The sequence below is a fragment of the Pseudomonas sp. 2FG genome (assembly GCF_005502935.1).
Lineage (GTDB): Bacteria > Pseudomonadota > Gammaproteobacteria > Pseudomonadales > Pseudomonadaceae > Aquipseudomonas.
On sequence record NZ_SCMP01000010.1, the window covers coordinates 42,451 to 68,527 of the forward strand.

Below are 26,077 nucleotides of genomic sequence, written 5' to 3' on the forward strand. Positions count from 1 at the left end.
TTTTCGTGAGTCGGAGGATTCGCATGAGCAATTCTTTGCAACCTGTCTATGCCTTGGTCCCGGGTGCCAACCTGGAGGCCTACGTGCATGCGGTTAACAGCATTCCGCTGTTGAGCGCCGAGCAGGAGCGCGAACTGGGCGAGAGTCTCTATTACCATCAAGACCTCGAGGCGGCCCGGCAAATGGTGCTGGCGCACCTGCGTTTTGTCGTACATATCGCCAGAAGTTATTCCGGTTACGGTCTGGCCCAGGCCGACCTGATCCAGGAAGGCAACGTCGGCCTGATGAAGGCGGTCAAGCGCTTCAACCCGGAGATGGGTGTGCGCCTGGTGTCCTTCGCGGTGCATTGGATCAAGGCCGAGATCCACGAATTCATCCTGCGTAACTGGCGCATCGTCAAAGTCGCCACCACCAAGGCGCAGCGCAAATTGTTCTTCAACCTGCGCAGCCAGAAGAAGCGTCTGGCCTGGCTGAATAACGACGAAGTGCAGGCGGTGGCCGAGAGCCTGGGTGTGGAGCCGCGTGAAGTGCGCGAGATGGAAAGCCGTCTGACCGGCCACGACATGGCCTTCGATCCGGCGGCCGAAGCCGACGACGACAGTGCGTTCCAGTCGCCGGCGAACTACCTGGAAGACCATCGCTACGATCCGGCCCGGCAGTTGGAAGATTCGGATTGGAGCGACAGCTCCACCGCCAATCTGCATGAGGCGCTGGAGGCTCTGGACGAGCGCAGCCGCGATATCCTGCACCAGCGTTGGCTGGCCGAGGAGAAGGCGACCCTGCATGAGCTGGCGGCCAAGTACAACGTCTCCGCAGAGCGTATCCGCCAGTTGGAGAAGAACGCCATGAACAAGCTGAAAGGTTCGATTGCGGCCTAAGAGCCGGTCAGTCGCCCTCGAAAAGCCGCACTCTGGTGCGGCTTTTTTCTGTCTGAATTTTTGCCTGGAGTAAACCTATGTCCATGCCGCCGTTGCGTCTGCAGCATTGGCTGTTGTTTGCCCTGGTGGCGCTGCTGTTCTTTGCCTGGGGTGGCTGGTTGATGCGTGCGCCGGACAAGGTCGCGCCATTGCCCGGCTTGGCCGAGTGGCGGAGCCAGCTGCTGACGCCCTTGGCCGAGGATCGACTGACATTGAGTGGCTTGAGCGCTGCGGCCGAGGGCGAGCTGTGGCTACAACCGCGTGTGGACGGGCCGCGTCTGCTCTATCGCGCGGAACTGGCGGCTGCCGGTGATGCTTGGCGGCTGGAAGCCGAACTGGCGTTGACTGACAGCGAACGCTCCAGCCTGATGGCGGCGACGGGGTTGGGGCCGAAGGACGCCGAGCAGCCGCTCGGTCAGCAGTTGCTGGCGCAATTAGGCCAGCATGGGTTGGTGACCTTGACCCTGACGCCGCTACAGCCAGTGAGCGGTGAGCGAGTCGCCGCGAGTCTGGGCCCGCCGCGGCTGCGTCTGGAGCTGACCGAGGGCGAGGCCTGGGTCTATCCGCTGCAAGGCTTGACTGCGCATGTGCAGGACGATCAGTTGCAGCTGCTGCGCGTCGTGCCGCGGCGGGCGCTGGGGCAGCACTGAGCGCTGCGCTCACATCTGGTTGAGGTAGTGGCTGCCGCCCAACTGGCGCATCTGTCGGCGAATCCAGCCGGCACGGCGGCTGACGTAACCCCCCGGGTGGCCGGCGCTCCACTCCCGTGGATTGGGCAGCACGGCGGCGAGCAGGCTGGCCTGTTGAGTCGACAGATAAGGCGCGGCGATCCCGAAGTGCTTGCGCGCGGCGGCTTCGGCGCCGAACACGCCATCGCCCCATTCGACACTGTTCAGGTACACCTCGAGAATCCGCTGCTTCGGCCAGAGCAGCTCGATCAGCCCGGTAAACCAGGCCTCCAGCCCCTTGCGCAGCCAGCTGCGGCCGGACCAGAGGAACAGGTTTTTCGCCACCTGCTGGCTGAGGGTGCTGGCCCCGCGCAGCGAGCCGCCGCGTTCGTTATGGGCCAGGGCGGCCTGGATGGCGTTGAGGTCGAAGCCCCAGTGCTCGGCAAATTTCTGATCTTCGCCGGCAATCACGGCGATCTTCAGGTCGTCCGGCAGCTCCTTCCAGGGGCGCCAGTCGCGCTTGAGGTCGATGGGCTTGCCGGCGACCCAGGACTCGATCTTGCGCTCGACCATCAGCGCCGTGCCGGGCGGCGGAATCCAGCGCAAGAGCAGCACCAGCAGCGCCGAGCCGGCCGCGAACCAGAACAGCGGTTTGAACAGGCGGGGAAACAGTGATCTAAGCATGCGCGGCTGGGCCTGGCAGTTGAGGCGGCCATTATAACCAGGGGGATGGCCAGTCGCGGATATCTGTCGGGGATGAGCCATGCCGCGCTGCCACCGTTATCGCCAAGCGGCGGCAGCGCGAGTACCGAGGATCAGGCAAACACAAAGTACTTCCTGACGGTTTCTACTACTTGCCAGGTGCCGCGCATGCCGGCTTCGACGATGAAAATATCGCCGGCCTTGAGGTGGATCGGCTCTTTACCTTCCGGGGTGATGATGCAGTAGCCCTCCTGGAAGTGGCAGTACTCCCAGCGGTCATAGTTCACTTCCCAGGTGCCCGGCGTGCAGATCCAGGTGCCCATGATCTTTTTGCCGTCTTCCGAGGTGTAGGCATTCAGGTTCACGGTGTGCGGGTCGCCGGCGATTTTCTTCCACTTGCAGGCATCCAGGGCGGGGAGTGGCTGGGTGTCTCTGAGTACGGTGATCGGATTAGGCATGGGGCATTCCACTGGCAGTTAATGGGCGCGGTTTGGGTCTTCACTATAGGGCGCCGGGTGGCGGCGGGGTTGTCTGCAGCCGACCTGGTATGGCCTGGTTCCCGCCACTATTTTTGCCGCTGCGGGTTTCTGCGGGCATGATGCTCGGTACCAACTGCGAATTGGTCATTCTGGAGCTCTGCGCATGCTGCGTGTATTTGTCCTGCTGGCCGCATTGTTCGGCTTCAGCGGCGTGGCCCTCGGCGCGTTCGCCGCCCACGGCCTGAAAAGCCGCTTGTCCGCCGAGTACCTGGCGGTGTTTCAGACCGGTGTGCATTACCAGTTGATTCATGCCCTGGCGTTGCTGGCGCTGGCGGTGCTGACGCCGCACCTGCCGGGGCGCTGGCTGACGGCGGCGGGCAGCCTGTTCACGCTGGGCATCCTGCTGTTTTCCGGTAGTCTCTATCTGTTGACGCTGACCGGCGTCGGCAAGCTCGGCATCCTCACGCCCTTCGGCGGCCTGGCGTTTCTCGCCGGTTGGGCCTGTTTAGGAGTGGCAGCCTGGCGTTTAACCTGACTTTGGCGTCAACTGTAAGACGAATGGCGCGCCTTTGCCTTGGTCATCGCCAGCGATAGGGCTAGAATGCCGGCCCCCCTCAAATTGTGATTGCCCCGTCATGCGCATTCAGTTGAACGGTGAATCTTTCGAGCTGCCCGCTGGCCAGACGGTCGCCGACTTGCTGGTTCGCCTCGAGCTGACTGGCCGCCGTGTTGCGGTCGAGCTCAATCTGGATATCGTGCCGCGCAGCCAGCACGCCGCCACGACCCTGCGCGAGGGCGACCAGCTGGAAGTGGTGCACGCCATCGGTGGCGGCTAGCGTTTAGCCGCGACAGTGCAGCCCCGACAGCAACAGAACTGGCGGCAACAGCGCCAAAGCCCAAGAGGATTTCCGATGAGCCAAGTTCGCAGCGATAAGCCCTTTACCCTGGCCGGTCGTACTTACCAGTCACGTCTGTTGGTCGGTACCGGCAAGTATCAGGATCTCGACGAAACCCGGCGTGCCATCGAGGCCTCGGGCGCGGAGATAGTCACGGTCGCGGTACGCCGCACCAATATCGGCCAGAACCCGGATGAGCCGAATCTGCTCGATGTGATTTCGCCTTCGCGTTACACCATCCTGCCGAACACCGCCGGCTGCTATGACGCCATCGAGGCGGTGCGCACCTGCCGCCTGGCACGCGAGCTGCTGGACGGGCACAAGCTGGTCAAGCTGGAAGTGCTGGCCGACCAGAAGACCCTGTTCCCCAACGTGATCGAGACCCTCAAGGCCGCAGAGGTATTGGTGCGGGACGGTTTTGACGTGATGGTGTACACCAGCGACGACCCGATCATCGCCCGGCAACTGGCCGAGATGGGCTGCATCGCGGTGATGCCGCTGGCCGGCTTGATCGGCACCGGGCTGGGCATCTGCAACCCGTACAACCTGCGCATCATCCTCGAAGAGGCGAAGGTGCCGGTGTTGGTGGATGCCGGTGTCGGCACCGCGTCCGACGCGACCATCGCCATGGAGCTGGGCTGTGAGGCGGTGCTGATGAACAGCGCCATCGCCCACGCGCAGAACCCGGTGCTGATGGCCGAAGCGATGAAGCACGCGATCGTTGCCGGGCGCCTGGCCTATCTGGCCGGTCGGATGCCGAAGAAGCTGTATGCCAGCGCCTCTTCGCCACTGGATGGTCTGATCCGCTAAAAAGCTGCGGGAAAACCTGTTGCCGTCGCTCCCGCGCCGGTGGGAGCCCGGGTGCCAGGGTGTATCTGGATAGCCGCCTACGCGGGTATGACGATGACTGCAGCGCAGCGTTAATTAAGTTAAGAGTTCGCCATGATCGAATCGCAACAGCCGTCCGCCCCGGCCGACGAAGAGCGCCATCTGCGCACCATCAAGAGTTTTGTCATGCGCGCCGGGCGGATGACGGACGGCCAACAACGCGGCCTCGACCAGGGCCTGCCGCGGTTTGGCCTGGAGCTGACGGCCGGGGCGGCGGATTTCGATGCGCTCTTCGGCCGTAGCGCGCCGCGGACTTTCGAGATCGGCTTCGGCATGGGCCATTCGCTGTTGGAGATGGCCGCCGCCGTGCCGGAGCAGGACTTCATCGGCGTCGAGGTGCACCGGCCGGGCGTCGGGGCGCTGCTCAATGGTTTGCTGACGCAGAACCTGAGCAACGTGCGCGTCTATCAGTGCGATGCCCTGGAGGTGCTGCGCAACTGCATCGCCGATGCCAGCCTGGATCGCCTGCTGCTGTTCTTTCCCGACCCGTGGCACAAGTCGCGCCACCATAAGCGTCGCATCGTGCAGCCGGAGTTCGCCCAGTTGGTGCGGCAGAAGCTGAAAGTCGGCGGTGTGCTGCATATGGCCACCGACTGGCAGCCCTATGCCGAGTACATGCTGGAGGTCCTGCAGGCGGCGCCGGGTTATCGCAACCAGGCGCAAGACGGCGGTTGCGTACCGCGTCCGCCAGAGCGCCCGACCACCAAGTTCGAGCGGCGTGGCGAACGCCTCGGCCACGGGGTCTGGGATCTGAAGTTTCAGCGCATCGACTGAGTCGATCGCGCGCGGTTATTTCTCTAGGGATTTGCACCTCGAATGGCTTTGGCGGCAGCGCCAGGGCTGCTCTTGGCGTGACCGGCAATAGCGCAGCACTGGCCGCTCGGCGGCGCAGGGATATTAAAAAAGACCGGCAGCAGCCGGCGCCAGGACGGCTCCTCACCGCACCAAACGGCAACGACAAGGCTCGGTCTAGACTGGCCAGATAAATAAAAAACGGCGTGGTTTTGCTGCGCTGCGAGGAGAAAGCTGTGTTGAGAAGTATTGCAGTTCTGCTGCTGACGGTTTTTGCGCTGCAGGCGCAAGCCAAGGTCGATGCTGTCCAGGCCAGTCGCCTGAATGGCGATCTCACCCCGCTGGGCGGTGAGCGTGGCGGTAATGCCGCGGGCACTATCCCGGCCTGGGCGGGTGGTTTGGCGCAACCCATCGCCGGCTACCAGACCGGCATGCACCATCCCGATCCCTATGCCGGCGATGCCGTGCAATATGTGGTCAACAGCAAGAACCTCGGCCAATACCAGGCGCTGTTGCCGCTGGGGCTGAAGACGCTGCTGGAGACCGACCCCGACTACTTCCTGCGGGTATTCCCCACTCGCCGCAGTGCGGCGGCGCCGCAACGCATCTATGACGCCACGCGTCTCAATGCGCTTAACGCCGAGCTGATTTCGGGTGGCAACGGCGTGCAGGGCGTTGCCGCCGGGGTTCCCTTCCCGCTGCCGCAAACGGGGCAGGAAGCCATCTGGAACCACATCATGCGTTACCGCGGCGAGCAGATTCACTTCGTCACCAATCAGGCGGCGGTACTCTCCAGCGGTGGTTACAACCTGCTCAAGCTCGAGCGCGACGTCTACTTCCGTTATGGTCGCGAGGGCGTCAGCCCGAAGGATCTGGATAACACCCTGTTCTTCTACAAGTACAAGGTGATCGCCCCGGCCAAGCTGTCGGGTTCGGCCCTGGTGGTGCAGGAAACCCTCGATCAGGTGCTATCGATCCGTAAGGCCTGGCGCTTTAACCGGGGTGAGCGGCGCGTGCGGCGTCTGCCCATGCTGGCGTTCGATAGCCTGCAGCCGGATACCAATGGCATGGCCACCGCCGACATGGTCGACTCCTACAACGGCGCGCCGGATCGCTACGACTGGCAACTGCTCGGCAAGCAGGAACTGTTGGTGCCCTATAACAGCTACGCGGTGCACCAGAAAGGCATTCCCTACGCGAGCATTCTGCAAGCCAAGAGCGTCAACCCCGAGCTGCTGCGTTACGAGTTGCACCGCGTCTGGGTGGTCGAGGCGGCTCTACGCACGGGTTTCAGCCACCCTTACGCCAAGCGCCGCTTCTACCTGGATGAGGACAGCTGGCAGATCCTTGCGGTCGACCTCTACGACAAGAACGGCGAGCTGATTGGTCTGCAAGAGAGTCATCCGATCAGCTATTACGACGTGCCGATGTTTGGCAGCACCCTGGAGACCATCTACGACTTCCAGGGCCGCCGTTATTTCGCCGATGGCCTGGATAACAACGAGCCGATGTACGACTTCCACGCGCCGCTCAGCCCGGGCGACTTCACCCCGCAGGCGCTGCGCCGCGAAGGTAACTGAGGCCACGCCGGCCGGATGAACAAACCGCCCCTCGAGGCGGTTATGGCCGAGGGTTTGGGCTATAGGGTCTTAGTCGACCAGTTCGGCGCCGATGATGGTCGGCTCCGGCAGGGCTGCGGGGGCGGGGCAGACTTGCAGGTACTTGATGCTTTCCCGCGGGATGAGCAGCAGATCGCCATCCACCTGGATGCTGAGGAACGGCGACTCCAACTGCTTGCGTAGGTTGCGGGCGATGCTGCCGGGGTCGTCACTTTGTTGCGGGAAGCGCAGGATCAGGCGCTGGCCGTCCTGAAAGTGCAGGTAGAGATGCTTGAGTGGCTTCATGGGTCTTCCTCCTGGCGGCCTAGTTGCGATCCGCGATCACGCCGATCAGGAAGAAGACTAGTAGCAGTACCGGCGCCAGGCTGTAGTTATTGAAATGCCCCAGCCCTTTGGCCAGCCAGGGCGTGAGAAACACCATCGCCAGGCCATAACCGAGCGCGCAGATCAGCACGAACAGCAGGGTGCGGAAGATGAAATTCAGCCCACCTATGCGTTGCTGCACCCAGGCGTTGATCCCCGGGCCGAACAGCACCAGCAGGGTGGCCATGATGGCCAGGGCGATGTCGTACAGATGTCCGCGGCTCCAGCGCGACAAGGTGGCAATCAGGTCGAGTAGCAAATCCATCCGGTGTCCTTAGCCCGCTCAGGGCAGAAAGTGTTGCAGGAGGTCGTTAAGAAACAGCTGCCCTTCACGGGTTGCGACTAAGCGTGTGGGGTCGGCCAGGAGTAGGCCGCGGGCTTCGGCTTCGCGGCGCGCGCCGGCCAGTTCCGCCAGCGGCAGGCCGGTGCGCTGCGTGAATAGCTCGGCCGCCACGCCGTCCGTGAGGCGCAGCACATTCATCAAAAACTCGAAGGGCAGCTCCGCGCGGCCGAGTATCCGCTCGCCCGCCTGGAAGGCTTTGCTCGGGTCTAGGTAATCCTTCGGCAGGCGGGTTTTCCAGGCGCGGACGATCTGCCCGTTCGGGCTGCTCAGTTTGGCGTGCGCGCCGGCGCCGATGCCGAGGAAGTCACCGAAGCTCCAGTAATTCAGGTTGTGCCGCGCGCGCAGGCCATCGCGCGCGTAGGCGGAGACCTCGTACTGCGCATAACCGTGCGCGGCCAGCAGCGCCTGGCCGGCCTCCTGGATATCCCACAGGGTGTCGTCTTCCGGCAGCGTCGGTGGCTGGTTCCAGAACACCGTGTTCGGTTCCAGGGTCAGTTGGTACCAGGACAGGTGGGTCGGCGCCAGGTCGATGGCCTGGCGCAGGTCGGCGAGGGCGTCGTCGAGGGATTGCTCGGGCAGGCCGTGCATCAGGTCCAGGTTGAAGTTGTCGAAGCCGGCATTGCGCGCCATGTCTGCCGCGCGGATCGCTTCAGCGCCGTCGTGGATGCGCCCCAGCGCTTTGAGTTTGGCTTCCTGGAAACTCTGTACGCCGATCGACAGGCGGTTGATGCCGAGCTGGTGGTAGGCGCGGAATTTGGCTTGTTCGAAGGTGCCGGGATTGGCCTCCAGGGTGATCTCGATAGCGCGGGCGAACTTGATCCGCTGTTCGACCCCGTCGAGCAAGCGCCCCAGGGCCCCAGCGCTGAACAGGCTGGGGGTGCCACCACCGAAGAAGATCGAGCTCAGCTCACGGCCGTGGACGTGCTGCAGATCCTGCTCGAGATCGGCCAGCAGCGCATCGACATAGGCCGTTTCCGGCAGCTCGGGGCTGGCGGCATGGGAGTTGAAGTCGCAATACGGGCATTTGCGCACGCACCAGGGGATGTGGATGTAGAGGGCCAGCGGCGGCAATTGCAACAACCCTGCGCCCTCGGCCGAACGCGGAGGGACGATCAGCCCACGCTCGCTCATGCCAGTCCCAGACGCTGACGCAGCAGCGCCATGGCGCGGGCGCGGTGGCTCAGTTGGTTCTTCTCGACGGGAGAGAGTTCGGCGCTGGAGCAGTCGCGCTCGGGCACCCAGAACAGCGGGTCGTAACCGAAGCCCTGTTCGCCACGCGCCTCTTCCAGGATGCGCCCGTGCCAGAGGCCTTCGCAGATGATCGGCAGCGGGTCATCGGCATGCCGCACCAGCGCCAGGGCGCAGACGAACTGCGCGCCGCGCTCGGCTGGCGGCACGCCTCGCAGGCTGGCCAGCAGCTTGGCGTTGTTCGCCGCATCGCCTTGACCCTCGGCATAGCGGGCCGAGTGGATGCCAGGGGCACCGCCGAGGGCATCCACCGCCAGGCCCGAATCGTCGGCCAGTGCCGGCAGGCCGGAGACGCGGGCGGCGTTACGGGCTTTGAGAATGGCGTTCTCGATGAACGACAGGCCGGTCTCTTGCGGTTCCAGGCTGCTGAACTCGCCCACCGAGCGCACGCGGATGGCGTCCCCGAGGAGGGCCTGGAGTTCTTTGAGTTTGCCGGCGTTGTGGCTGGCCAGCACTAGTTGGGTGAAAGGCATCATTCGTCGGGGAAGAACTCTTGGCTGAAATCGAGGCTGTTGATCGCGCCGTCGCCGGCTTGCACCTTGACGCTGAAGCGCAGCACTTCCTGTTGCTCGAAGGGAAACTGCGCCAGGTAGTAGATGGCGCCGCTTTCATTGACCTGCTTGAAGGTCAGGGTACGAGCCACGCCGAGCAAATCCTTGACCTCGCCGCTGACCTTGGCGGTGCTGGCCTTGCCGGCTTTCAGCACGGCGATATTGAGCACCCCCAGGGTCTTGCTGCGGGTCAGGCCGGCCGCCGCCGCGATGTCGGGCTGCAGGAAGCCGGAGTTGAAGGCGCTGTAATGCACATCCAGGTCACCGAAGCTTTGCTTGCGTTCGGCGGCGGCGGGCAGGGCCAGGCACAGGGCGAGAATGAATAGAGCGAAACGACGCATGATGGCTCTCCTTAAACTTATGGGCCTCGAGGCGGCAGGCAGTTAAACGGCGCTGCGCTGATCCACCATGCCGGGGCCGCTGACGCGATAGATGCCGATCTCACCTAATAGATTAGGCCAAACCCGGCTGGTCCAGCCGTGCCTGTGCTGGTGATCCACCGCCCGGCGGTCGAGCACGCGCACCTTGCGTTCGCGGCACAGCGCCTCGAAGTCCTGGAAGGTGCAGAAGTGGATGTTCGGCGTGTTGTACCAGGTGTACGGCAGGAACTCGGAAACCGGCATCCGGCCTTTGCTGGCCAGGTACCAACGGCAACGCCAGTGGCCAAAGTTGGGGAAGGTGATGATGCACTGGCGGCCGACCCGCAGCATCTCTTCGAGGATCTTGTCCGGGTATTGCACGGCCTGCAGGGCCTGGGTCATCACCACCACATCGAAGCTGTTGCTGGCGAAGTTGCCGAGGCCCTTGTCCAGATCCTGCTCGATGACGTTGATGCCCTTGCGCACGCACTCGGCGATATTCTCCGGGTCGATTTCCAGGCCATAGCCGCTGACCTGCTTGTGGTCACGCAGCCAGGCGAGCAGCTCGCCGTCGCCGCAACCGAGGTCGAGCACCCGGCTGCCGGCGGGTATCCAGTCTTGGATGATGTCCAGATCGGCTCTCACGGGAATCCTTAGATGCTGATGCGGTTCATGTAACTGCCGAAGGCGTGCAGGTAGCGCGCAATCGGCATGAGGAAGGCGTCATGCCCTTGCGGCGCGTCGACTTCCAGGTAGCAGACGTTCTTGCGCGCGGCCATCAGCGCGTCGACGATTTCGCGCGAACGCGCCGGCGAGAAGCGCCAGTCGGTGGTGAAGGAGATCACGCAGAAATCGGCCTTGACGCCTGCCAGGGTCTTGGCCAGGTCGCCGTCATGGGCCGCCGCCGGGTCGAAGTAGTCCAGCGCCTTGGTCATCAGCAGGTAGGTGTTGGCGTCGAAGCGCCCGGAAAACTCCTCGCCTTGGTAGCGCAGGTAGCTTTCCACCTGGAATTCCACGCTGTGGAAGTCGTAGTTGAGTTTCTCGCTCTTCAGGCCGCGGCCGAATTTCTCGCCCATGGCGTCATCCGACAGGTAGGTGATGTGGCCGACCATGCGCGCCAGCATCAGCCCGCGCCTGGGGATCACGCCCTGTTCCTGGAAGTGCCCGCCGTGGAACTCCGGATCGGAGAGGATCGCCTGACGCGCCACTTCGTTGAAGGCGATGTTCTGCGCCGAGAGTTTCGGCGCCGAAGCGATCGCCAGGCAGTGGCGAATCCGCTCGGGGTAGCTGATGGCCCATTGCAGGGCCTGCATGCCGCCGAGGCTGCCGCCGACCACCGCGGCCCATTGCCCGATACCCAGGCGGTCGGCCAGCAGCGCCTGGCTGTGCACCCAGTCCTCCACGGTCAGCACCGGGAAGTCCGCGCCGTAAGGCTTGCCGCTGGCCGGGTTGAGGCTGGAGGGGCCGGTCGAGCCGTTGCAGCCGCCGAGGTTGTTCAGGCTGACGACGAAGAATCTGCGGGTGTCGATGACCTTGCCGGGGCCGATACAGCTGTCCCACCAGCCGGGTTTGCGCTCGTCCAGGCTGTGGTAGCCGGCGGCATGATGGTGACCGGAGAGGGCGTGGCAGATCAGCACCGCGTTGCTGCGCGCAGCGTTTAGTTCGCCGTAGGTCTCGTAGACCAACTGGTAGTCGGCCAGGCTGCGGCCACAGGCCAGCGCCAGCGGCTCGGCAAAGTGCGCGACCTGGGGCGTGATCAGACCGACGGAGTCTGCGGGAAAGGCGGTGGGCATCGACCCTGCTCTCGCTGAAAGGAGGCGTCAGTCTAAAGAGCACCGCCCCAGGCGGCAAGCGCACGGGGCGATGGGGCAAGGCCTTGAAATACCAAGCCTAGCGACGATCTTGAACAGGTTCTAAGGGCTGCTTCGGGTTCAATCGACCGTGCTGTGCTGGCGGCTGGCGAGCGGCAGCGTGACCACCTTGCCCAGGCGCTGGATCGGTGCGGGGCGGCGAAAGGTGCGCAGCATCTCGTTGGCCTGACTCAACTGCTGTTCCAGCTCCTGGGTATAGCGCTGCATGTGCTGGCCGCGCAGGCGTGCCTGCTGGGTGTCTTGGGCCAGCGCCTTGAGCCGCAGCATATGGGTTTCCAGCAGTTGCTTGTGCTCCAGGGTGTGCTGCATCAGGGGCATCAGCGCATCGCTGGCCCATTGCTCGGTCTCCTGGCGCAGGCGTTGGTGCAGGCCGATGACTTCCTGCACCTGGGTGGCGAAGAAGCGTCGGGTCAGGCTGCGTTGCTCGGTCAGCAGGGTCTTCAGGTGCAGGCGGAACTGATCGGCCTTGTCCTGCTGTTGCTGCAGTTCGCGCAGGTAGCGTTTGACGTTGAACTGCGGCGCGTCCACCCCGTGCAGCGGATTCTCTTCGTTGTGCCGGCGGTAGATGGCGGCGACCATCTTGTTGGCCATCTCGGCTTCTTGCCCGAGGTTCTGCAGGTCGCTCTCTATCGAACGGAAGAAATGCAGAATGGCCTGGTTGATGCCGAGGGTGGTCCAACTGCCGGTGAGGTTCTTGCGCACCTTGAGCAGATGTTCCTCCAGGCGCTCGGGGCGCGCCGCGGCACGCAGCAGATCGCCCTGGCGCTTGAGCAGGCGCTGGTTGGTCTTCAGTCCGAGCAGGCGCCGATGGTGCTGGCTGTGATCGTCCTTGGTCTTGGCGGTCAGCTCGAACAGCAGCTGGCCGTTGTCCTGCTGGTGGTTGGCCAGCAGGCTGTGTTGCTCGCGGACTTTTCCCAGGCGCAGATTGAGCAGGTGCTGGCTGTTTTGCAGCAGGGCCAGCACCTGATTGACCACGCGCTCTTCGAGCAGGCGCTCCTTCTGCGCGACGATGCGCTCGCACAGCAGGTTTTCCAGGTCGCCGATCTGGCTGCGTGTGAGCAGTGGCTGATCCTTGCGCACTTTGGCCAGCAGGGCCTGTTTGGCCGACAGCGGCAGCACGTCCGCGCGGGCGATGCCGAGCTGTTTGGCGGTCGCCGCCTGGATCTGCTGGATGGCATTGTGCACGAAGGTGTCGCCGGCCAGGTCGTCCCACAGCACGTCGATCTTGTTCAGCACGGCGAACAGGCGGGTTGGGGTGTCCTCGTCGAGCTGGCGGATGTGCGTCTGCCAGACGGCCATGTCGCTGGCGGTCACCCCGGTATCGGCGGACAGCAGGAAGATGATCGCCTGGGCGCTGGGCAGCATCGACAGGGTCAGCTCGGGTTCGCTGCCGAGGGCGTTCAAGCCGGGGGTGTCGAGGATGCGCAGGCCTTGGCGCAGCAGCGGGTGGTCGAAGTTGACGATGGCGTGGCGCCAGGCGGGCACCAACACCTGGTCGGGCTTGCCGGCGCTTTCCAGCATGTCCGGGTGGAAGCCCAGCTGAATCGCCTGTTCCACCGGCATGGGTTTGGTCTTCGCGACTTGGGTGAAGGCCTGCACCATATTGTCGGGATCGCTGATATCCAGCGGGATGTTCACCCAATGCCGGGGAATGCGCTTGAACTGGGCGATGCTGGCCTCGGCCAGGCGCGTTTCGATCGGCAGCAGACGAATATAGGAGCGTTCCGAGCGCGGATCGAAGAACAGCTCGGTCGGGCACATGGTGGTGCGCCCGGCGTGCGAGGGCAGCATGCGCTGGCCGTATTCGGAGAAGAACAGGCTGTTGATCAGCTCGGTCTTGCCGCGGGAGAACTCGCCGATAAAGGCCAGGGTGATGTGGTCGGTGCGCAGCAGGCGCAGTGCGCCCTCGAGCTTGGCCTCCACGGCCTCGGAGCTGAGGCGGTTAGTAGCCAGCCAACTGCGATAGCGGGTGATCTCGCGCATCAACTCGCGCTTCCAGGTGACGTAAGCGCTCACCTGTTGACTGAGACGTTCCATGCTCATCCGTGCTCTCCTTTCGGCAACGCATCCTGCGGGTCATTGAGGAAGATCAGTACAGATCGGCCGAGCGGCATCCTCGCTTGCGCCGAACGCAAGGCATGTGGCAGCTGGCCACTGCGGTGCATTATGCGGGTCGTGGCGCGCGCGTCAATCAGGCGGGCTCAGCGGCCCGTCTTAAGGTCGGTCAGCCCGAGCTCGGGCGGGAGGCGCTTGGGGTTGTGGATGCGCACGCGCTTGTGCCGGTTCAGCTCGCCACTTTCCAGGCGGACCTGGCGCTTGGCGACGCCGAAGGCGCTGGCGAGAAAGGCCAGCAAGTGCGCATTGGCCTTGCCTTCCACCGGCGGGGCGGTGAGGCGAATCTTCAACCGCTCGCCATGCAGCCCGGCGAACTCGTCGCAACTGGCCTTGGGCTGCAAGTGGCAATCGAGGATCAGGTCATCGCCATCCCAGCGGTAGAACGGCATCTCAGAGGAAGGGGCTGAGGATCGGCGGCATGCCGGTGGCGATCGCCAGCTTGCCGAGGACGAAGCGGTCGATCAGGTTCAATGCGATAAAGGCGAAGATCGGCGAGATATCCAGGCCGCCCATGCTCGGCAGGATGCGCCGGATCGGCATCAGCATCGGCTCGCAGATCTGATTGACCAGCTGGGCGCCCGGATTGTGGCTGCCTTGGGCGACCCAGGAGAGGATCACGCTGACGATTAGGGCGAAGAAGAACACCTTGAGGAGCAGCGAGGTGACGCTGATGACCGACCAGACCAGCAACTGCAGCAGATAGTCGCCGATGCCGTAACCCATCAGGACCAGGGTGACGATCAGCAGCAGCAACTGCACCAGGATCGCCAGCACCAGCGAGGCCATATCCAGCCCGCCGAAGCCCGGAATGATCCGCCGCAGTGGCTTGAGCAGTGGCTGGGTGGCGCGCACGATGAACTGGCTGAGCGGGTTATAGAAGTCGGCGCGCACCAGTTGCAGGATGAAGCGCAACAGCACGATCAGCAGGTACAGGCTGCCGAGCGTCTGGATGATGTAGATGAGGGCTTCGATGAATCCGGACATTAATGGCTCCTATTGACCCAGTTGTTCGGCCAGCTCGGCGGAACGCCGTGCGGCGGCGGTGAGTGCCTGTTCGACCAGGGCCTCGAAGCCGCCGGCCTGGAACGTCTTGATCGCCGCCTCGGTCGTGCCGGCGGGCGAGGTGACGCGGCGGCGCAACTCGGCGGCCTCGACCTCGCTGCCGACGGCCATACGCGCAGCGCCCAGCGCCGTTTGCAGGGTCAGCTGGGCGGCCGTGGCGCGCGGCAGGCCGAGCTTCTCGCCGGCCGCAGTCATCGCCTCGATCAGCAGGAAGAAATACGCCGGGCCGCTGCCGGAGACGGCGGTCACCGCGTCGAGCAGCTGTTCCTCGTCCAGCCACAGCGCCACTCCGACCGCCGCGAGCAGTTGCTCGGCCTGCTGGCGCTGCGCGGCGGACACCTGGGCGTTGGCGTACAGGCCGCTAACGCCTTGGCGCAACAATGCCGGGGTGTTCGGCATGCAGCGCACGATTGGCTGGGCACCCAACCAGTTCTGCAGGCTGGCGCAGGTGATGCCGGCGGCGATGGAGACAATCAATTGCGTGCCGCTCAGGCTCGGCGCCAGGGCCTGGCAGACGGCTTTCATGGCTTGCGGCTTGACGGCCAGGACTATCACGTCGGCGCCCTGGATGGCCTCGGCGTTATCGGCAACGACTTCGATGCCGTGCTCGGCGGTAATCTTGGCGCGCTGCTCGGCGCCTGGGTCGCTGGCACGAATGCGCGCGGCCTCCATGCCTTGGGCGCGCAGGCCGCCGATCAGGCTGGCGGCCATGTTGCCGGCGCCGATAAAAGCAATGCGGGTGTTGCTCATAAAACGCTTCCTTTATTAAGAGCGGGCCGAGTCATCGGCGGCTGTAGTCGCGGGCGCCAAACAGGGCCGTGCCAATCCGTACCCAGCTGGCGCCCTCGGCAATCGCGGCTTCCAGATCGTGGCTCATGCCCATGGAGAGGGTGTCGAGTTCCAGGTTCAGGCTGGCCTGCAGCGCTCGTACTTGGGCGAAGGCCGCATGCTGCGCGGCGAGATCCTCGGTCGGTTCGGGAATGGCCATCAGTCCGCGGAGTTTCAGCCGTGGCAACTGCGCGACCGCGGCCGCTAGCACCGGTAAATCCTCGGGAGCACAGCCGGATTTGCTTGCCTCGCCGCTGACATTGACCTGCAAGCAGATATTCAGTGGCGGTAGCTGTGGCGGACGCTGTTCAGACAGGCGTTGCGCGATCTTCAGTCGGTCGACCGAATGTACCCAGCTGAAATGCTCGGCGATGGCCTTGGTCTTATTCGACTGAATGGGGCCGATGAAATGCCAAATCAAGGGCAAATCGCTCAGCTCGGCCTGCTTGCTCAGGGCCTCCTGCAGGTAGTTTTCACCAAAGTCATGCAAGCCCGCCGCGCAGGCTTCACGGATGGCTTGCGCCGGTTTGGTTTTACTCACGGCCAATAGGCCGATCGCCGCGTAATCGCGCTGCGAGGCTTGCGCCGCCTCACGGATACGCTCACCGACCTTTGCAATATTCTCTGCTATCGTGGACATTACCTGCGCCAGCCGCCTAGGGTCTGCGGCATTCTACCTTTGTCTTTAGGGAGTTCCATGGATATCACCGAGCTGCTTGCCTTCAGCGCCAAGCAAGGCGCTTCAGACCTGCACCTCTCTGCTGGTTTGCCGCCGATGATTCGGGTCGACGGCGATGTGCGGCGAATCAATTTACCCGCTCTGGATCATAAGCAGGTGCATGCGCTGATCTACGACATCATGAATGACAAGCAGCGTAAGGATTTCGAGGAGTTTCTCGAGACCGACTTCTCCTTCGAAGTCCCAGGTGTCGCGCGCTTCCGGGTCAACGCCTTCAACCAGAACCGCGGTGCCGGTGCGGTATTTCGGACCATTCCGTCCAAGGTGCTGTCCATGGAAGACCTGGGCATGGGCGAGATCTTCAAGAAGATTTCCGATGTGCCGCGTGGCCTGGTGTTGGTCACCGGGCCGACCGGTTCGGGCAAGTCGACCACGCTGGCGGCGATGCTCGATTATCTGAACAGCACCAAATATCACCATATTCTCACCGTTGAAGACCCGATCGAATTCGTTCACGAGTCGAAAAAGTGCCTGATCAACCAACGGGAAGTGCATCGCGATACCCTCGGCTTCTCCGAAGCGCTGCGTTCGGCGCTGCGGGAAGACCCGGACATCATCCTGGTCGGTGAGATGCGCGACCTGGAAACCATCCGTTTGGCGCTGACCGCCGCGGAAACCGGGCACCTGGTGTTCGGCACCCTGCACACCACCTCGGCGGCCAAGACCATCGACCGGGTGGTCGACGTATTCCCGGCGGAAGAGAAGTCCATGGTCCGCTCCATGCTGTCCGAGTCGCTGCAGTCGGTGATCTCGCAAACCCTGATCAAGAAGGTCGGCGGTGGTCGAGTGGCCGCCCACGAGATCATGATCGGCACCCCGGCGATCCGTAACCTGATCCGCGAAGACAAGGTCGCGCAGATGTATTCGGCGATCCAGACCGGTGGTTCGCTGGGCATGCAGACCCTCGACTCCTGCCTCAAGGGCCTGGTGGCCAAGGGCTTGATCACCCGCGATAACGCCCGGGAAAAATCCAAGACCCCAGAAAATTTCTGATCCGTATCCGCCCCGCCAGGTGGCGGGGCGGGTTACGTCGGTTGCGGTACACGCTCGCAATCGACTCGCCCTTCGGGCTGGCGGTACCTGCAAGACTGCCGTGAGTGAGTCGCGTGAGAGGCGAGAGAGTCCATGGAATTCGAAAAACTGCTGCGTTTGATGATGGAAAAGGGAGGCTCCGACCTGTTTATTACGGCGGGTGTGCCGCCGTCGATGAAGGTCAATGGCAAGATCATGCCGGTGACCAAGACTCCCCTGTCGCCCGAGCAGGCCCGTGAAACCGTACACTCGGTGATGAACGAGCAGCAACGTCGGGACTTTGCCGAAAACCATGAATGCAACTTCGCCATCAGTGCGCGCGGTATCGGCCGCTTCCGGGTCAGTGCCTTCTATCAGCGCAACCTGGCGGGGATGGTGCTGCGGCGCATCGAGACCAATATTCCGACTCTGGACGATCTCAAGCTGCCGGAAGTGCTGAAGAAGCTGGCGCTGACTAAGCGTGGGCTGGTGTTGTTCGTCGGCGCGACCGGTACCGGTAAGTCGACCTCGCTGGCGGCGATGATCGGTTACCGCAACAAGAACAGCAGCGGCCACATCATCTCCATCGAAGACCCGATCGAATACATCCACCAGCACCAGAGCTGTATCGTCACTCAGCGCGAAGTGGGGATCGATACCGAGTCCTTCGAGGTGGCGCTGAAGAACACCCTGCGCCAGGCCCCCGACGTGATCCTGATCGGTGAGGTGCGCACCCGCGAGACCATGGATCACGCCGTGGCGTTCGCCGAAACCGGCCACCTGTGCCTGGCCACCTTGCACGCCAACAACGCCAACCAGGCGCTGGATCGGATCATCAACTTCTTCCCGGCCGACCGGCAGAGTCAGGTGTGGATGGACTTGTCGCTGAACCTCAAGGCCATAGTCGCCCAGCAACTGGTACCGACCCCGGATGGCAAGGGCCGGCGTGCGGTGATCGAAGTGCTGATCAACACGCCGCTGGCGGCCGACTTGATCCGCAAGGGCGAGGTGCACGAGCTGAAGGCCTTGATGAAGCGCTCAACCGAACTGGGCATGCAGACCTTCGATCAGGCGCTCTACAACCTCTACAGCCAGGGTGAGATCACCTATGAAGATGCGCTGGCCTATGCCGATTCGGCCAACGACCTGCGCTTGATGATCAAGCTCGGTTCGGAGACCGATGGCGAGCATCTGTCCAGCATCTCTCAGGGGCTGTCGCTGGAGACCAGCGAGGAAGATACCGGCCGGCGTTTCCGCTAAGGCGCCGGTTAAACCGCTGGCGCGTGGACTTTATCTTCGTGCTGGCTGCCGCAGGGCGTGGTCTGGATGGCGCCTCAGCGCTGGCTGAGGCGCAGCTGCGAGCCGCTGGCGGGCTCGTTGTTCGGCAGCACGCGCTTGGCCAGCGCGTAGTGGCGTTTCCAGTAGGGTTTGTTCAGGGTGTCGATGGTGACGCTTTTGCCGCGGCGTGGCGCATGGATAAACCGATCGTTGCCGAGGTAGATCGCGACATGGTTGACCTTGCGGCTTCTGATGTTGAAGAACAGCAGATCACCCGGTTCGAGTTGGTCCCGCGAGACTCTTTGCCCGTCGGCGCGCGACATGGCGTTGGACGTGCGGGGGAGATCCACCTCGTCGATATTGTCGAAGGCGTATTTGACCAGGCCGCTGCAGTCGAAACCTTTTTCCGGCGTGCTGCCACCCCAGCGGTAGCGGATGCCGAGCGCGTTTACCGCGCGGCTCAAGACGCTGCTGCTGTGCTCGGCCGCCAGCGCCGAGGGGGACGGCTTGTGCGTGCTGCGGTTGCTGGCCGAATAGGCTTTGACCGTGTGTCCGGTGGAGCCGGCAGGCAGCGGCTGATAGCGGTTAGTCGCTTGCGCGGCGAGTGGCAAAGCAAGGCAAAGGGTTAGCCATGTCAGGTAAATCGAACGCATTTGGCAGGGCTCGTGGTTGGAGGCGCGCAACTTTATAACAGCTTTTTTGCACATTTTTTAACCATTGGTCGATTAGAACTCGTGTCCAATAGCCGAATCAGTGCGACAAAATGCCGCTTTTTACGGTGTTTTGAGTGAGGAAACCTGCCTCTGCGGTTGGCAGAATGGTGGTTGGGATACGTCCCATCGACCTGGGCCAGGCCGTCTGCTGTAGGCGTTCCAGTACCGATAAATCTGCGTTGGATTCAGCGCTCAGAACAGCATCAATCATCTGCCAGGAGGCACGCATGGACGTACGTCAGGATACCCACAGTAAGGTCATAGGTTATCTGTTGTGGATCTTCGGGTTCCTCGGAGCGCACCGCTTCTATTACGGCAAGCCGGTGACCGGCACCCTCTGGTTCTTCACCCTCGGCCTGCTATTCATCGGCTGGATCATCGACCTGTTCCTGATCCCTTCGATGGATCGCGAGGCAGATTTGCGTTTCAACGCTGGGGAGACGGACTACAACGTCGCCTGGATTCTGCTGACCTTTCTCGGTGTGTTCGGTGTGCATCGCATGTATCAAGGCAAGTGGATCAGCGGCATCCTCTACCTGCTCACAGGCGGTTTCTTCCTGCTGGGGGTGCTCTACGATTTCTGGACCCTGAACGAGCAGGTCTCGCTGCGCAACGCCCAGCGCGGCTAAACCGGCCGTAACGAAGAAGCCCGCCGATTGGCGGGCTTCTTCGTTACGGGTGGACTCAGGCCTGGTAGCTGATATGCCCATCCACCAGGGTGTAGCGCACGGAACCCGGCAGGCAGTGGCCGAGGAACGGGCAGTTCTCACCCTTGGAGTACCAGGTTTCACCGGCCAGGGTCGAAGCCTGGGGGTCGAATAGCACCAGGTCGGCGGGCTGCCCGACGGCCAGTCGGCCCGCGGGCAGGCGTAGAGCCTGGGCGGGGCCGATGCTGAGGCGGGTCAGTAGGGTCGGCAGGTCCAGCAGGCCGTCCTGTACCAGGCTCAGTGCCAGCGGCAGCAGCAACTCGACGCTGCTGATGCCGGGCTCGGTGGCGCCGAACGGCGCCAGCTTGGCGTCCGCTTCATGGGGCTGGTGATGGCTGGCGATGGCCTGGATCACCCCGGACCTCACGGCGGCGCGCAGGCCGTCACGGTCGGCGGCGGTGCGCAGCGGCGGCTGCACATGGTAGAGGCTGGAGAAGTCGATCAGCGCCTCATCCGTGAGAATAAGCTGATACAGCGCGACATCCGAGGTGACCGGCAGGCCGCGGGCTTGCGCCTCGGCGATCAGCTGGGCGCCGCGCGCGCTGGTCAGTTGGCTGAAGTGCGCGCGCACGCCGGTTTGCTCGACCAGCAGCAGGTCGCGGGCCAAGGCGACGGTCTCGGCGCTTTCCGGGATGCCCGGCAGGCCGAGAAAGCTGGCGGTCGCCCCTTCGTGGGCCAGACCACCTTCGGCCAGGTCGTGATCTTGCGAGTGGAACACCACGCACAGGTCGAAGGTCGCCGCGTACTCCAGGGCGCGGCGCAGGGTGCGGTTATTCTTGAAGCTGTCCAGGCCATTGCCGAAGGCCACGCAACCGGCGTCGCGCAGGGCGACCAGTTCGGCCAACTGCTCGCCGGCCAGGCCTTTGCTCAGTGCGCCGATCGGGAACACCTTGGTGTGGCCGGCGGCGCGGGCGCGGTCGAGGATCAGTTCGGCGACGGCCGGCGTATCCAGAATCGGTCGAGTGAGCGGCGGGCAGCACAGGCTGGTGATGCCGCCGGCCGCTGCGGCGAGGGTCTCGCTGGCGATGCTGCCTTTGCGGCTGTAGCCAGGCTCGCGCAGCGCGACACTGAGATCGACCAGGCCGGGGGCGGCGACCAGGCCTTGTGCGTCGATACTCTGTTCGGCCACGAAACCGGCTGGCGCCTGGCCAATTGCGGCGATTTTACCGTCTTGCAGGTACAGGTCGCCGAGCTGATCCAGTCCGCTGGCCGGGTCGATCACGCGGGCGCCGAGGATAACGATGCGCATCAGTTCTGCTCCTCGGCGTCTTGATTGAGTTGGCGCTGGGCGTTCTGTCCGCTCATGGCCATGGACAGCACCGCCATGCGGATGGCGATGCCGTAGGTGACTTGATTGAGGATCACCGACTGCGGGCCATCGGCCACCGCCGACTCGATCTCCACACCTCGGTTGATGGGGCCGGGGTGCATGACCAGGGCATCCGGCTTGGCCAGCTTCAAGCGCTCACTGGTCAGGCCGTAGAGGCGGTAGAACTCGCCCTCGCTGGGCAGCAGGCCGCCGGTCATGCGTTCACGCTGCAGGCGCAGCATGATGACCACGTCGACGTCCTTCAGGCCTTCGGCGAGGTCGGTGAACACGCGCACGCCGTATTGCTCGATACCGACCGGTAGCAGGGTCTTCGGTGCGATCACGCGGATGTCCGGGCAGCCGAGGGTCTTCAGCGCCAGCATGTTCGAGCGCGCCACCCGCGAATGCAGGATATCGCCGACTATCGCCACCGAGAGGTTTTCAAAGTCGCCCTTGTGCCGACGGATGGTCAGCATGTCGAGCATGCCCTGGGTCGGGTGCGCATGGCGGCCATCGCCGCCGTTGATGATCGCCCTGTTTGGGCAGACATGCTCGGCGATAAAATGTGCGGCGCCGGAGTCGGCGTGGCGGACCACGAAGATGTCGGCGGCCATCGCTTCCAGGTTGCGCAGGGTGTCGAGCAGCGTCTCGCCCTTGCTGGTCGATGAGGTGGAGACGTTCAGCGTGATCACGTCCGCGGACAGCCGCTGGGCCGCCAGCTCGAAGGTGGTGCGGGTGCGCGTGGAGTTCTCGAAGAACACATTGCACACGGTCTTGCCGCGCAGTAGCGGGACTTTTTTCACCGCGCGGGCGCCGACTTCGAGGAACGAGTCGGCGGTGTCGAGGATTTCGGTCAGCAGCTCACGCGGCAGGCCGTCGAGCGTGAGGAAGTGGCGTAGCTGGCCCTGATCGTTGAGCTGCAGCGGGCGCTTGGCGTCGGTCGGCGTCATAGCGAGGATCTCAGTTGGCGGCGGAGGCGGGGGGCTGCTGCTCGAGGGTGAGCGGCGCGGGGCCGAGCAATTTTACCCGCTCGCTGGGGGCGAGCGACAGTGTGGCACCGACCACGTCCGGGCGGATCGGCAGCTCGCGGGCGCTGAGGTCGAGCAGGCAGACCAGCGTCACGCTGGCGGGGCGGCCGTAGTCGAACAGTTCGTTGAGGGCGGCGCGGATGGTCCGGCCGCTCATCAGCACGTCGTCGACCAACACCAGATGCTGGCCTTCGATCTCGAACGGCAGTGCCGAGGGGCGTACTTGCGGGTGCAGGCCGTTCTGGGTGAAGTCGTCGCGATAGAAGGAAACGTCGAGAATCCCCAGCACCTCGTTGCGGCCGAGGGCCTGCAGCAGTGCCTGGGCGACCCAGACGCCGCCGGTGTGAATGCCGATAAAGCGCGGCTCGGCGATCTTGCGGCTGGCCAGGTGGGCGCTCAGCGCGGCAGCCATCTGCGGCAGCAGTTCGGCGGGGTTGGGCAGGCTCATGGGCGCTCCTCGGGACGTGTGGCAACCGTGCGCGGCAGGCTTCGGATGCTTGGCGCGAGTGGCAACTGTTCTGGGTCAAATATCTAGGTGTTCTTCCAGCCAGCCTTGCAGCAGCAGGGCGGCCGCCAGGGCGTCGACCGGGTTTTCCCGGTAGCCGCCGCGTTGGCCTTGGCTCAGCCGCTCGCCTTTGGCGGCATAGGTGGTCAGGCGTTCGTCGTGGGTATGCACTGGCAGGTTGAAGCGGCCATTCAGGCGGCGGGCGAATTTTTCCGCGCGCTCGCTCATCTCGCTGGGGGTGCCGTCCATGTTCAGCGGCAGCCCGACGACTATGGCGTCGGGCTGCCATTCACGGATCAGCGCCTCGACTTTCTGCCAGTCGGGTACGCCATTCTGCGCTTTTAATACACAGAGTTCGCGAGCCTGGCCGGTAATCGCCTGGCCGACGGCGACGCCAATCTGTTTGGTGCCGTAATCGAAACCGAGCAGGAGGCGCAGCGGCTTGGCGGCGGCGGGAGTCGCGGCCATCAAGCGTGCCCGGCCTGGGAAGTCAGCAGGCTGAGGTTGATGCCCAGGCGCTCGGCCGCGGCATTCAGGCGTTGCTCGTAGGGCAGGTCGAAGAGAATGTGGGGGTCCGCTGGACAGGTCAGCCAGACGTTATTGACCAGTTCGCTCTCCAGTTGTCCGGCCTCCCAGCCCGCGTAGCCCAGGGTGATCAGGTATTTCTCCGGGCCTGTGCCGTCGGCAATGGCGAACAGCGCATCCTGCGAGGTCGATAGCGCGAGCTCGCCCAATTCCAGGGTGGCTTGGAATTGTTGTCCGCTGGGGTGCAGGACAAAGCCGCGGTCGGTCTGCACCGGGCCGCCGGAAAAGATCGGCAGGCTCTGGCATAGGAGTGCTGGGGGGTTATCCGGGCGCAATTGTTCGAGCACGTCGGCGAGGCTCAGCCCGCTGGGTCGATTGATCACCAGGCCCATGGCGCCTTGGGCGTTGTGCTCGACGATGTAGCTGACGGTCTGCACGAAATGCGGATCGGCCATGTGCGGCATGGCAATCAGCAGGTGATGCTTGAGGTAGCTCGGGCTGGCGTCTTTCATGGGTAATAGTGTGGTCGCTAGGTGGCCACCCTGACAAGCAGCGCTGCTTCCTCGAGCGTCTATTTGCTCGACAGGTGGTCGCCGCGCTCGAAGCGCCAGGTGCGGATGATCTCTAGGCGATCGAACTCGGCAAGATCGCCGCTGAACGGCGAGAAGGGTGCGGCCAGGCGAACGATGCGCAGGGCCGCTTGGTCGAGGAGCGGTTGCCCAGAGGACTCCAGCACCTGTACCTCGTACAGGCTGCCGTCGTGGTTGATCGAGACCAGCAGCCTGAGGTTGCCGTAAATCCGCTGGCGGCGTGCCTCGTCGGGATAGTTGAGGTTGCCCACCCGCTCGACCTTCTTGCGCCACTCATCCTTATACCAGGCGCCTTTGTCGCGCATGGTCGAGGCGGCGTTCAGCCGGTGAATCTTCGGACGCTTGGCGTACAACTGCTGATCTTGCGCCAGTTCGGCCTCCAGGCTGGAGATCTCGGCGGACAGTTGTTCGCTATCGAACGTCGGTGCTGGACGCGTTTGCGGTTCGGGCTTGGCTTGCTCGCGCTTGACCGGCGTTTTTTGCCGTTGTGGCGTGCGGGTGGCGACCGCGGCTTTCGGGGCTTCCTGGCGCGTGGTGTGCCGCGGGGCGGCCGGCGGGGTGGTGCGTTTGACCGCTTTACCCTGAAACAGCGCCTGCTCGGTCGTCTTCGGTGCGGCTTTGTGCTCCAGGGTGCCGCTGCCCTGTTGGTTGTCCTGGGCGAGGTAGTCGGCCTGTTTGGGCTTTTCCTTGCTCTTGAACGTCGACAGGGTGATTTCCAGGGTCTTGCTGATCTGGCTCGGTTCGGCCAGGGTGAAGCTGATGCCGAGGATCAGCGCCACATGCAGCGCCGCGGCGAGAAACAGGGTAAAGCCCAGCCGATCCGCTGGGCGGACGCCAGCGGCAGACAGTTCGGGTGGGAGGGCGGCTGCGTTCATCGCTCATCGGGGTCGGTTCAGGTTGCCGCGCAGTCTGCCGAGGGCTCGGGAAAAAGTCTATGAAGCACTGCGCGGCTTGGTGAAGCACTGAGCATTTCAGCGTGAGGTTGTTCCGCGCTGGCTCAGCTGCCTGGCGATGGCCTCCATCAATTGCTCGCCAATCTTCGTCCCAAAGGCATTGTCGATCTCGCGGATGCAGGTCGGGCTGGTCACGTTGATCTCGGTGAGGTGCTCGCCAATCACGTCCAGACCGACAAACAGCAGGCCTTTCTCGCGCAGCGTTGGGCCGACCTGGGCGGCGATCCAGCGATCGCGCTCGCTCAAGGGGCGCGCCTCGCCACGCCCGCCGGCGGCCAGGTTGCCGCGGGTTTCGCCGGCGGCCGGGATGCGCGCCAGGCAATAGGGGATAGGTTCGCCGTCAATCATCAGGATGCGCTTGTCGCCGTCCTTGATCGCCGGCAGGTAGCCCTGCGCCATGATTTGCTGGGTGCCGTGGGCGGTCAGGGTCTCGAGAATCACCGAGAGGTTGGGGTCGCCTTCGCGATGGCGAAAGATCGAAGATCCGCCCATGCCATCCAAGGGTTTGAGAATGATGTCACGCTGCTCTTTGGCGAACTCGCGCAGAATGTCGGCACGGCGACTGACCAGTGTCGGCGGGGTGCAGTGGGGGAACTGGGTGGCAAAGAGTTTCTCGTTGCAGTCGCGTAGGCTCTGCGGGCGATTGACCACCAGCACGCCGGCGCGCTCGGCTTGCTCCAATAGATAGGTGCTATAGACGAACTCCATGTCGAAGGGTGGATCCTTGCGCATCAGGATCACGTCGAGTTCGCTCAGCGGGAGATCGCTTTCAGCGTCCAGTTCGAACCAATGTTGGGGATCTTCGAAGACTTTGAGTGGGCGCATGCGCGCCCGGGCCTCACCGCCAATTTGGTAAAGATCGGGCTGCTCCATATAGAAGAGAGACCAGCCACGGGCCTGAGCGGCCAGCAGCATGGCCAGCGAGCTGTCCTTCTTGAAGGAAATGCGCGCAATCGGATCCATGACTATGCCGAGGCGAACGCTCATGGGGGAATCCTCCGCAAAAGGAATGCGACAG

Annotated in this window: 32 protein-coding genes; 10 read left to right on the plus strand and 22 right to left on the minus strand. The window is 63.7% G+C overall.

Annotated features, from left to right (window positions below; translation table 11 throughout):
- The first annotated feature begins 23 nt into the window (after positions 1–23).
- Both rpoH and FFS13_RS11830 read left to right on the plus strand, forming a co-directional pair.
- Positions 24–878, plus strand: a complete 855-nt coding sequence (gene rpoH / locus FFS13_RS11825; RefSeq protein WP_137819289.1) for an RNA polymerase sigma factor RpoH — start codon at positions 24–26, stop codon at positions 876–878.
- 77 nt (positions 879–955) lie between these two features.
- A complete protein-coding gene (locus FFS13_RS11830) occupies positions 956–1,567 on the plus strand; it encodes a hypothetical protein (RefSeq protein ID WP_137819290.1) in 612 nt (203 codons plus the stop codon).
- Positions 1,568–1,576: 9 nt separating this feature from the next.
- On the opposite strand, the gene mtgA is transcribed toward FFS13_RS11830, so the two are convergent.
- The gene (gene mtgA, locus FFS13_RS11835; RefSeq protein ID WP_137819291.1) at positions 1,577–2,269 is read right to left on the minus strand and encodes a monofunctional biosynthetic peptidoglycan transglycosylase; all 693 of its coding nucleotides are present in this window, start codon (positions 2,267–2,269) and stop codon (positions 1,577–1,579) included.
- A gap of 131 nt (positions 2,270–2,400) precedes the next feature.
- Positions 2,401–2,745 carry a cupin domain-containing protein gene (locus FFS13_RS11840; protein ID WP_137819292.1) on the minus strand — a complete coding sequence of 115 codons (345 nt, stop codon included), beginning with the start codon at positions 2,743–2,745 and terminating at the stop codon, positions 2,401–2,403.
- A gap of 184 nt (positions 2,746–2,929) precedes the next feature.
- Here FFS13_RS11840 and FFS13_RS11845 point away from each other — a divergent pair, with 184 nt between their 5' ends.
- The 5 genes from FFS13_RS11845 to FFS13_RS11865 all read left to right on the plus strand — a co-directional run bounded on the left by FFS13_RS11845 (position 2,930) and on the right by FFS13_RS11865 (position 6,922).
- Positions 2,930–3,301 carry a DUF423 domain-containing protein gene (locus FFS13_RS11845; RefSeq protein ID WP_137819293.1) on the plus strand — a complete coding sequence of 124 codons (372 nt, stop codon included), beginning with the start codon at positions 2,930–2,932 and terminating at the stop codon, positions 3,299–3,301.
- A gap of 100 nt (positions 3,302–3,401) precedes the next feature.
- On the plus strand, positions 3,402–3,602 hold the full coding sequence (thiS, locus tag FFS13_RS11850; protein WP_137819294.1) for a sulfur carrier protein ThiS: 201 nt from the start codon (positions 3,402–3,404) through the stop codon (positions 3,600–3,602).
- A 75-nt stretch (positions 3,603–3,677) separates the two neighbouring features.
- Complete coding sequence (locus FFS13_RS11855; RefSeq protein WP_137819295.1) at positions 3,678–4,472, plus strand: thiazole synthase; 795 nt, start codon at positions 3,678–3,680, stop codon at positions 4,470–4,472.
- Positions 4,473–4,652: 180 nt separating this feature from the next.
- A complete protein-coding gene (trmB, locus tag FFS13_RS11860; protein WP_218568617.1) occupies positions 4,653–5,324 on the plus strand; it encodes a tRNA (guanosine(46)-N7)-methyltransferase TrmB in 672 nt (223 codons plus the stop codon).
- Positions 5,325–5,578: 254 nt separating this feature from the next.
- Positions 5,579–6,922 (plus strand): DUF1329 domain-containing protein, encoded by a 1,344-nt coding sequence (locus FFS13_RS11865; RefSeq protein ID WP_137819297.1) that lies wholly within the window; start codon positions 5,579–5,581, stop codon positions 6,920–6,922.
- 69 nt (positions 6,923–6,991) lie between these two features.
- On the opposite strand, the gene FFS13_RS11875 is transcribed toward FFS13_RS11865, so the two are convergent.
- The 12 genes from FFS13_RS11875 to FFS13_RS11930 all read right to left on the minus strand — a co-directional run bounded on the left by FFS13_RS11875 (position 6,992) and on the right by FFS13_RS11930 (position 16,341).
- Positions 6,992–7,246: a hypothetical protein gene (locus tag FFS13_RS11875; RefSeq protein WP_137819298.1), complete on the minus strand. Its 255-nt coding sequence runs from the start codon at positions 7,244–7,246 to the stop codon at positions 6,992–6,994.
- 19 nt (positions 7,247–7,265) lie between these two features.
- Complete coding sequence (locus FFS13_RS11880) at positions 7,266–7,589, minus strand: DUF3392 domain-containing protein (RefSeq protein ID WP_137819299.1); 324 nt, start codon at positions 7,587–7,589, stop codon at positions 7,266–7,268.
- Positions 7,590–7,607: 18 nt separating this feature from the next.
- On the minus strand, positions 7,608–8,798 hold the full coding sequence (hemW, locus tag FFS13_RS11885; protein ID WP_137819300.1) for a radical SAM family heme chaperone HemW: 1,191 nt from the start codon (positions 8,796–8,798) through the stop codon (positions 7,608–7,610).
- Positions 8,795–9,391, minus strand: coding sequence for an RdgB/HAM1 family non-canonical purine NTP pyrophosphatase (gene rdgB, locus FFS13_RS11890; protein ID WP_137819301.1), 597 nt, complete (start codon positions 9,389–9,391; stop codon positions 8,795–8,797). Before rdgB ends, hemW begins: the two co-directional genes overlap by 4 nt.
- The gene (locus FFS13_RS11895; protein ID WP_137819302.1) at positions 9,388–9,807 is read right to left on the minus strand and encodes a DUF4426 domain-containing protein; all 420 of its coding nucleotides are present in this window, start codon (positions 9,805–9,807) and stop codon (positions 9,388–9,390) included. Before FFS13_RS11895 ends, rdgB begins: the two co-directional genes overlap by 4 nt.
- 42 nt (positions 9,808–9,849) lie before the next feature.
- Positions 9,850–10,470 carry a methionine biosynthesis protein MetW gene (gene metW / locus FFS13_RS11900; RefSeq protein WP_137819303.1) on the minus strand — a complete coding sequence of 207 codons (621 nt, stop codon included), beginning with the start codon at positions 10,468–10,470 and terminating at the stop codon, positions 9,850–9,852.
- 8 nt (positions 10,471–10,478) lie between these two features.
- Positions 10,479–11,618, minus strand: coding sequence for a homoserine O-acetyltransferase (locus tag FFS13_RS11905; protein ID WP_137819304.1), 1,140 nt, complete (start codon positions 11,616–11,618; stop codon positions 10,479–10,481).
- A gap of 138 nt (positions 11,619–11,756) precedes the next feature.
- A complete protein-coding gene (locus FFS13_RS11910; RefSeq protein ID WP_137819305.1) occupies positions 11,757–13,739 on the minus strand; it encodes a dynamin-like GTPase family protein in 1,983 nt (660 codons plus the stop codon).
- 158 nt (positions 13,740–13,897) lie between these two features.
- A complete protein-coding gene (locus FFS13_RS11915; protein WP_137819306.1) occupies positions 13,898–14,200 on the minus strand; it encodes a DUF167 domain-containing protein in 303 nt (100 codons plus the stop codon).
- A 1-nt stretch (position 14,201) separates the two neighbouring features.
- Positions 14,202–14,795: a YggT family protein gene (locus FFS13_RS11920; protein WP_137819307.1), complete on the minus strand. Its 594-nt coding sequence runs from the start codon at positions 14,793–14,795 to the stop codon at positions 14,202–14,204.
- 9 nt (positions 14,796–14,804) lie between these two features.
- The gene (gene proC, locus FFS13_RS11925) at positions 14,805–15,623 is read right to left on the minus strand and encodes a pyrroline-5-carboxylate reductase (protein ID WP_137819308.1); all 819 of its coding nucleotides are present in this window, start codon (positions 15,621–15,623) and stop codon (positions 14,805–14,807) included.
- Positions 15,624–15,654: 31 nt separating this feature from the next.
- Complete coding sequence (locus tag FFS13_RS11930) at positions 15,655–16,341, minus strand: YggS family pyridoxal phosphate-dependent enzyme (protein ID WP_137819309.1); 687 nt, start codon at positions 16,339–16,341, stop codon at positions 15,655–15,657.
- A 57-nt stretch (positions 16,342–16,398) separates the two neighbouring features.
- Here FFS13_RS11930 and pilT point away from each other — a divergent pair, with 57 nt between their 5' ends.
- Together pilT and FFS13_RS11940 are read left to right on the plus strand one after the other, a co-directional pair.
- Entirely contained in the window at positions 16,399–17,433 is a 1,035-nt protein-coding gene (gene pilT / locus FFS13_RS11935) for a type IV pilus twitching motility protein PilT (protein WP_137819310.1), read from the plus strand.
- Positions 17,434–17,565: 132 nt separating this feature from the next.
- The gene (locus FFS13_RS11940; RefSeq protein ID WP_137819311.1) at positions 17,566–18,711 is read left to right on the plus strand and encodes a PilT/PilU family type 4a pilus ATPase; all 1,146 of its coding nucleotides are present in this window, start codon (positions 17,566–17,568) and stop codon (positions 18,709–18,711) included.
- A 74-nt stretch (positions 18,712–18,785) separates the two neighbouring features.
- On the opposite strand, the gene FFS13_RS11945 is transcribed toward FFS13_RS11940, so the two are convergent.
- Positions 18,786–19,382 carry a C40 family peptidase gene (locus tag FFS13_RS11945; RefSeq protein WP_137819312.1) on the minus strand — a complete coding sequence of 199 codons (597 nt, stop codon included), beginning with the start codon at positions 19,380–19,382 and terminating at the stop codon, positions 18,786–18,788.
- Between the two features lie 287 nt (positions 19,383–19,669).
- Here FFS13_RS11945 and FFS13_RS11950 point away from each other — a divergent pair, with 287 nt between their 5' ends.
- Positions 19,670–20,071, plus strand: coding sequence for a TM2 domain-containing protein (locus FFS13_RS11950; protein ID WP_137819313.1), 402 nt, complete (start codon positions 19,670–19,672; stop codon positions 20,069–20,071).
- 55 nt (positions 20,072–20,126) lie between these two features.
- Here FFS13_RS11950 and FFS13_RS11955 read toward each other — a convergent pair whose 3' ends face one another.
- The 7 genes from FFS13_RS11955 to gshB form a co-directional block, all read right to left on the minus strand.
- Positions 20,127–21,398, minus strand: a complete 1,272-nt coding sequence (locus tag FFS13_RS11955; RefSeq protein WP_137819314.1) for a dihydroorotase — start codon at positions 21,396–21,398, stop codon at positions 20,127–20,129.
- Positions 21,398–22,408, minus strand: a complete 1,011-nt coding sequence (locus FFS13_RS11960) for an aspartate carbamoyltransferase catalytic subunit (RefSeq protein WP_137819315.1) — start codon at positions 22,406–22,408, stop codon at positions 21,398–21,400. Before FFS13_RS11960 ends, FFS13_RS11955 begins: the two co-directional genes overlap by 1 nt.
- A gap of 10 nt (positions 22,409–22,418) precedes the next feature.
- Complete coding sequence (gene pyrR / locus FFS13_RS11965) at positions 22,419–22,934, minus strand: bifunctional pyr operon transcriptional regulator/uracil phosphoribosyltransferase PyrR (protein WP_137819316.1); 516 nt, start codon at positions 22,932–22,934, stop codon at positions 22,419–22,421.
- Positions 22,935–23,009: 75 nt separating this feature from the next.
- The gene (ruvX, locus tag FFS13_RS11970) at positions 23,010–23,459 is read right to left on the minus strand and encodes a Holliday junction resolvase RuvX (protein ID WP_137819317.1); all 450 of its coding nucleotides are present in this window, start codon (positions 23,457–23,459) and stop codon (positions 23,010–23,012) included.
- Positions 23,459–24,028: a YqgE/AlgH family protein gene (locus FFS13_RS11975; RefSeq protein ID WP_137819318.1), complete on the minus strand. Its 570-nt coding sequence runs from the start codon at positions 24,026–24,028 to the stop codon at positions 23,459–23,461. Before FFS13_RS11975 ends, ruvX begins: the two co-directional genes overlap by 1 nt.
- Positions 24,029–24,087: 59 nt before the next feature.
- The gene (locus FFS13_RS11980; protein WP_137819319.1) at positions 24,088–24,981 is read right to left on the minus strand and encodes an energy transducer TonB; all 894 of its coding nucleotides are present in this window, start codon (positions 24,979–24,981) and stop codon (positions 24,088–24,090) included.
- Between the two features lie 96 nt (positions 24,982–25,077).
- Positions 25,078–26,046 carry a glutathione synthase gene (gene gshB / locus FFS13_RS11985; protein WP_137819320.1) on the minus strand — a complete coding sequence of 323 codons (969 nt, stop codon included), beginning with the start codon at positions 26,044–26,046 and terminating at the stop codon, positions 25,078–25,080.
- Positions 26,047–26,077: the final 31 nt, after the last annotated feature.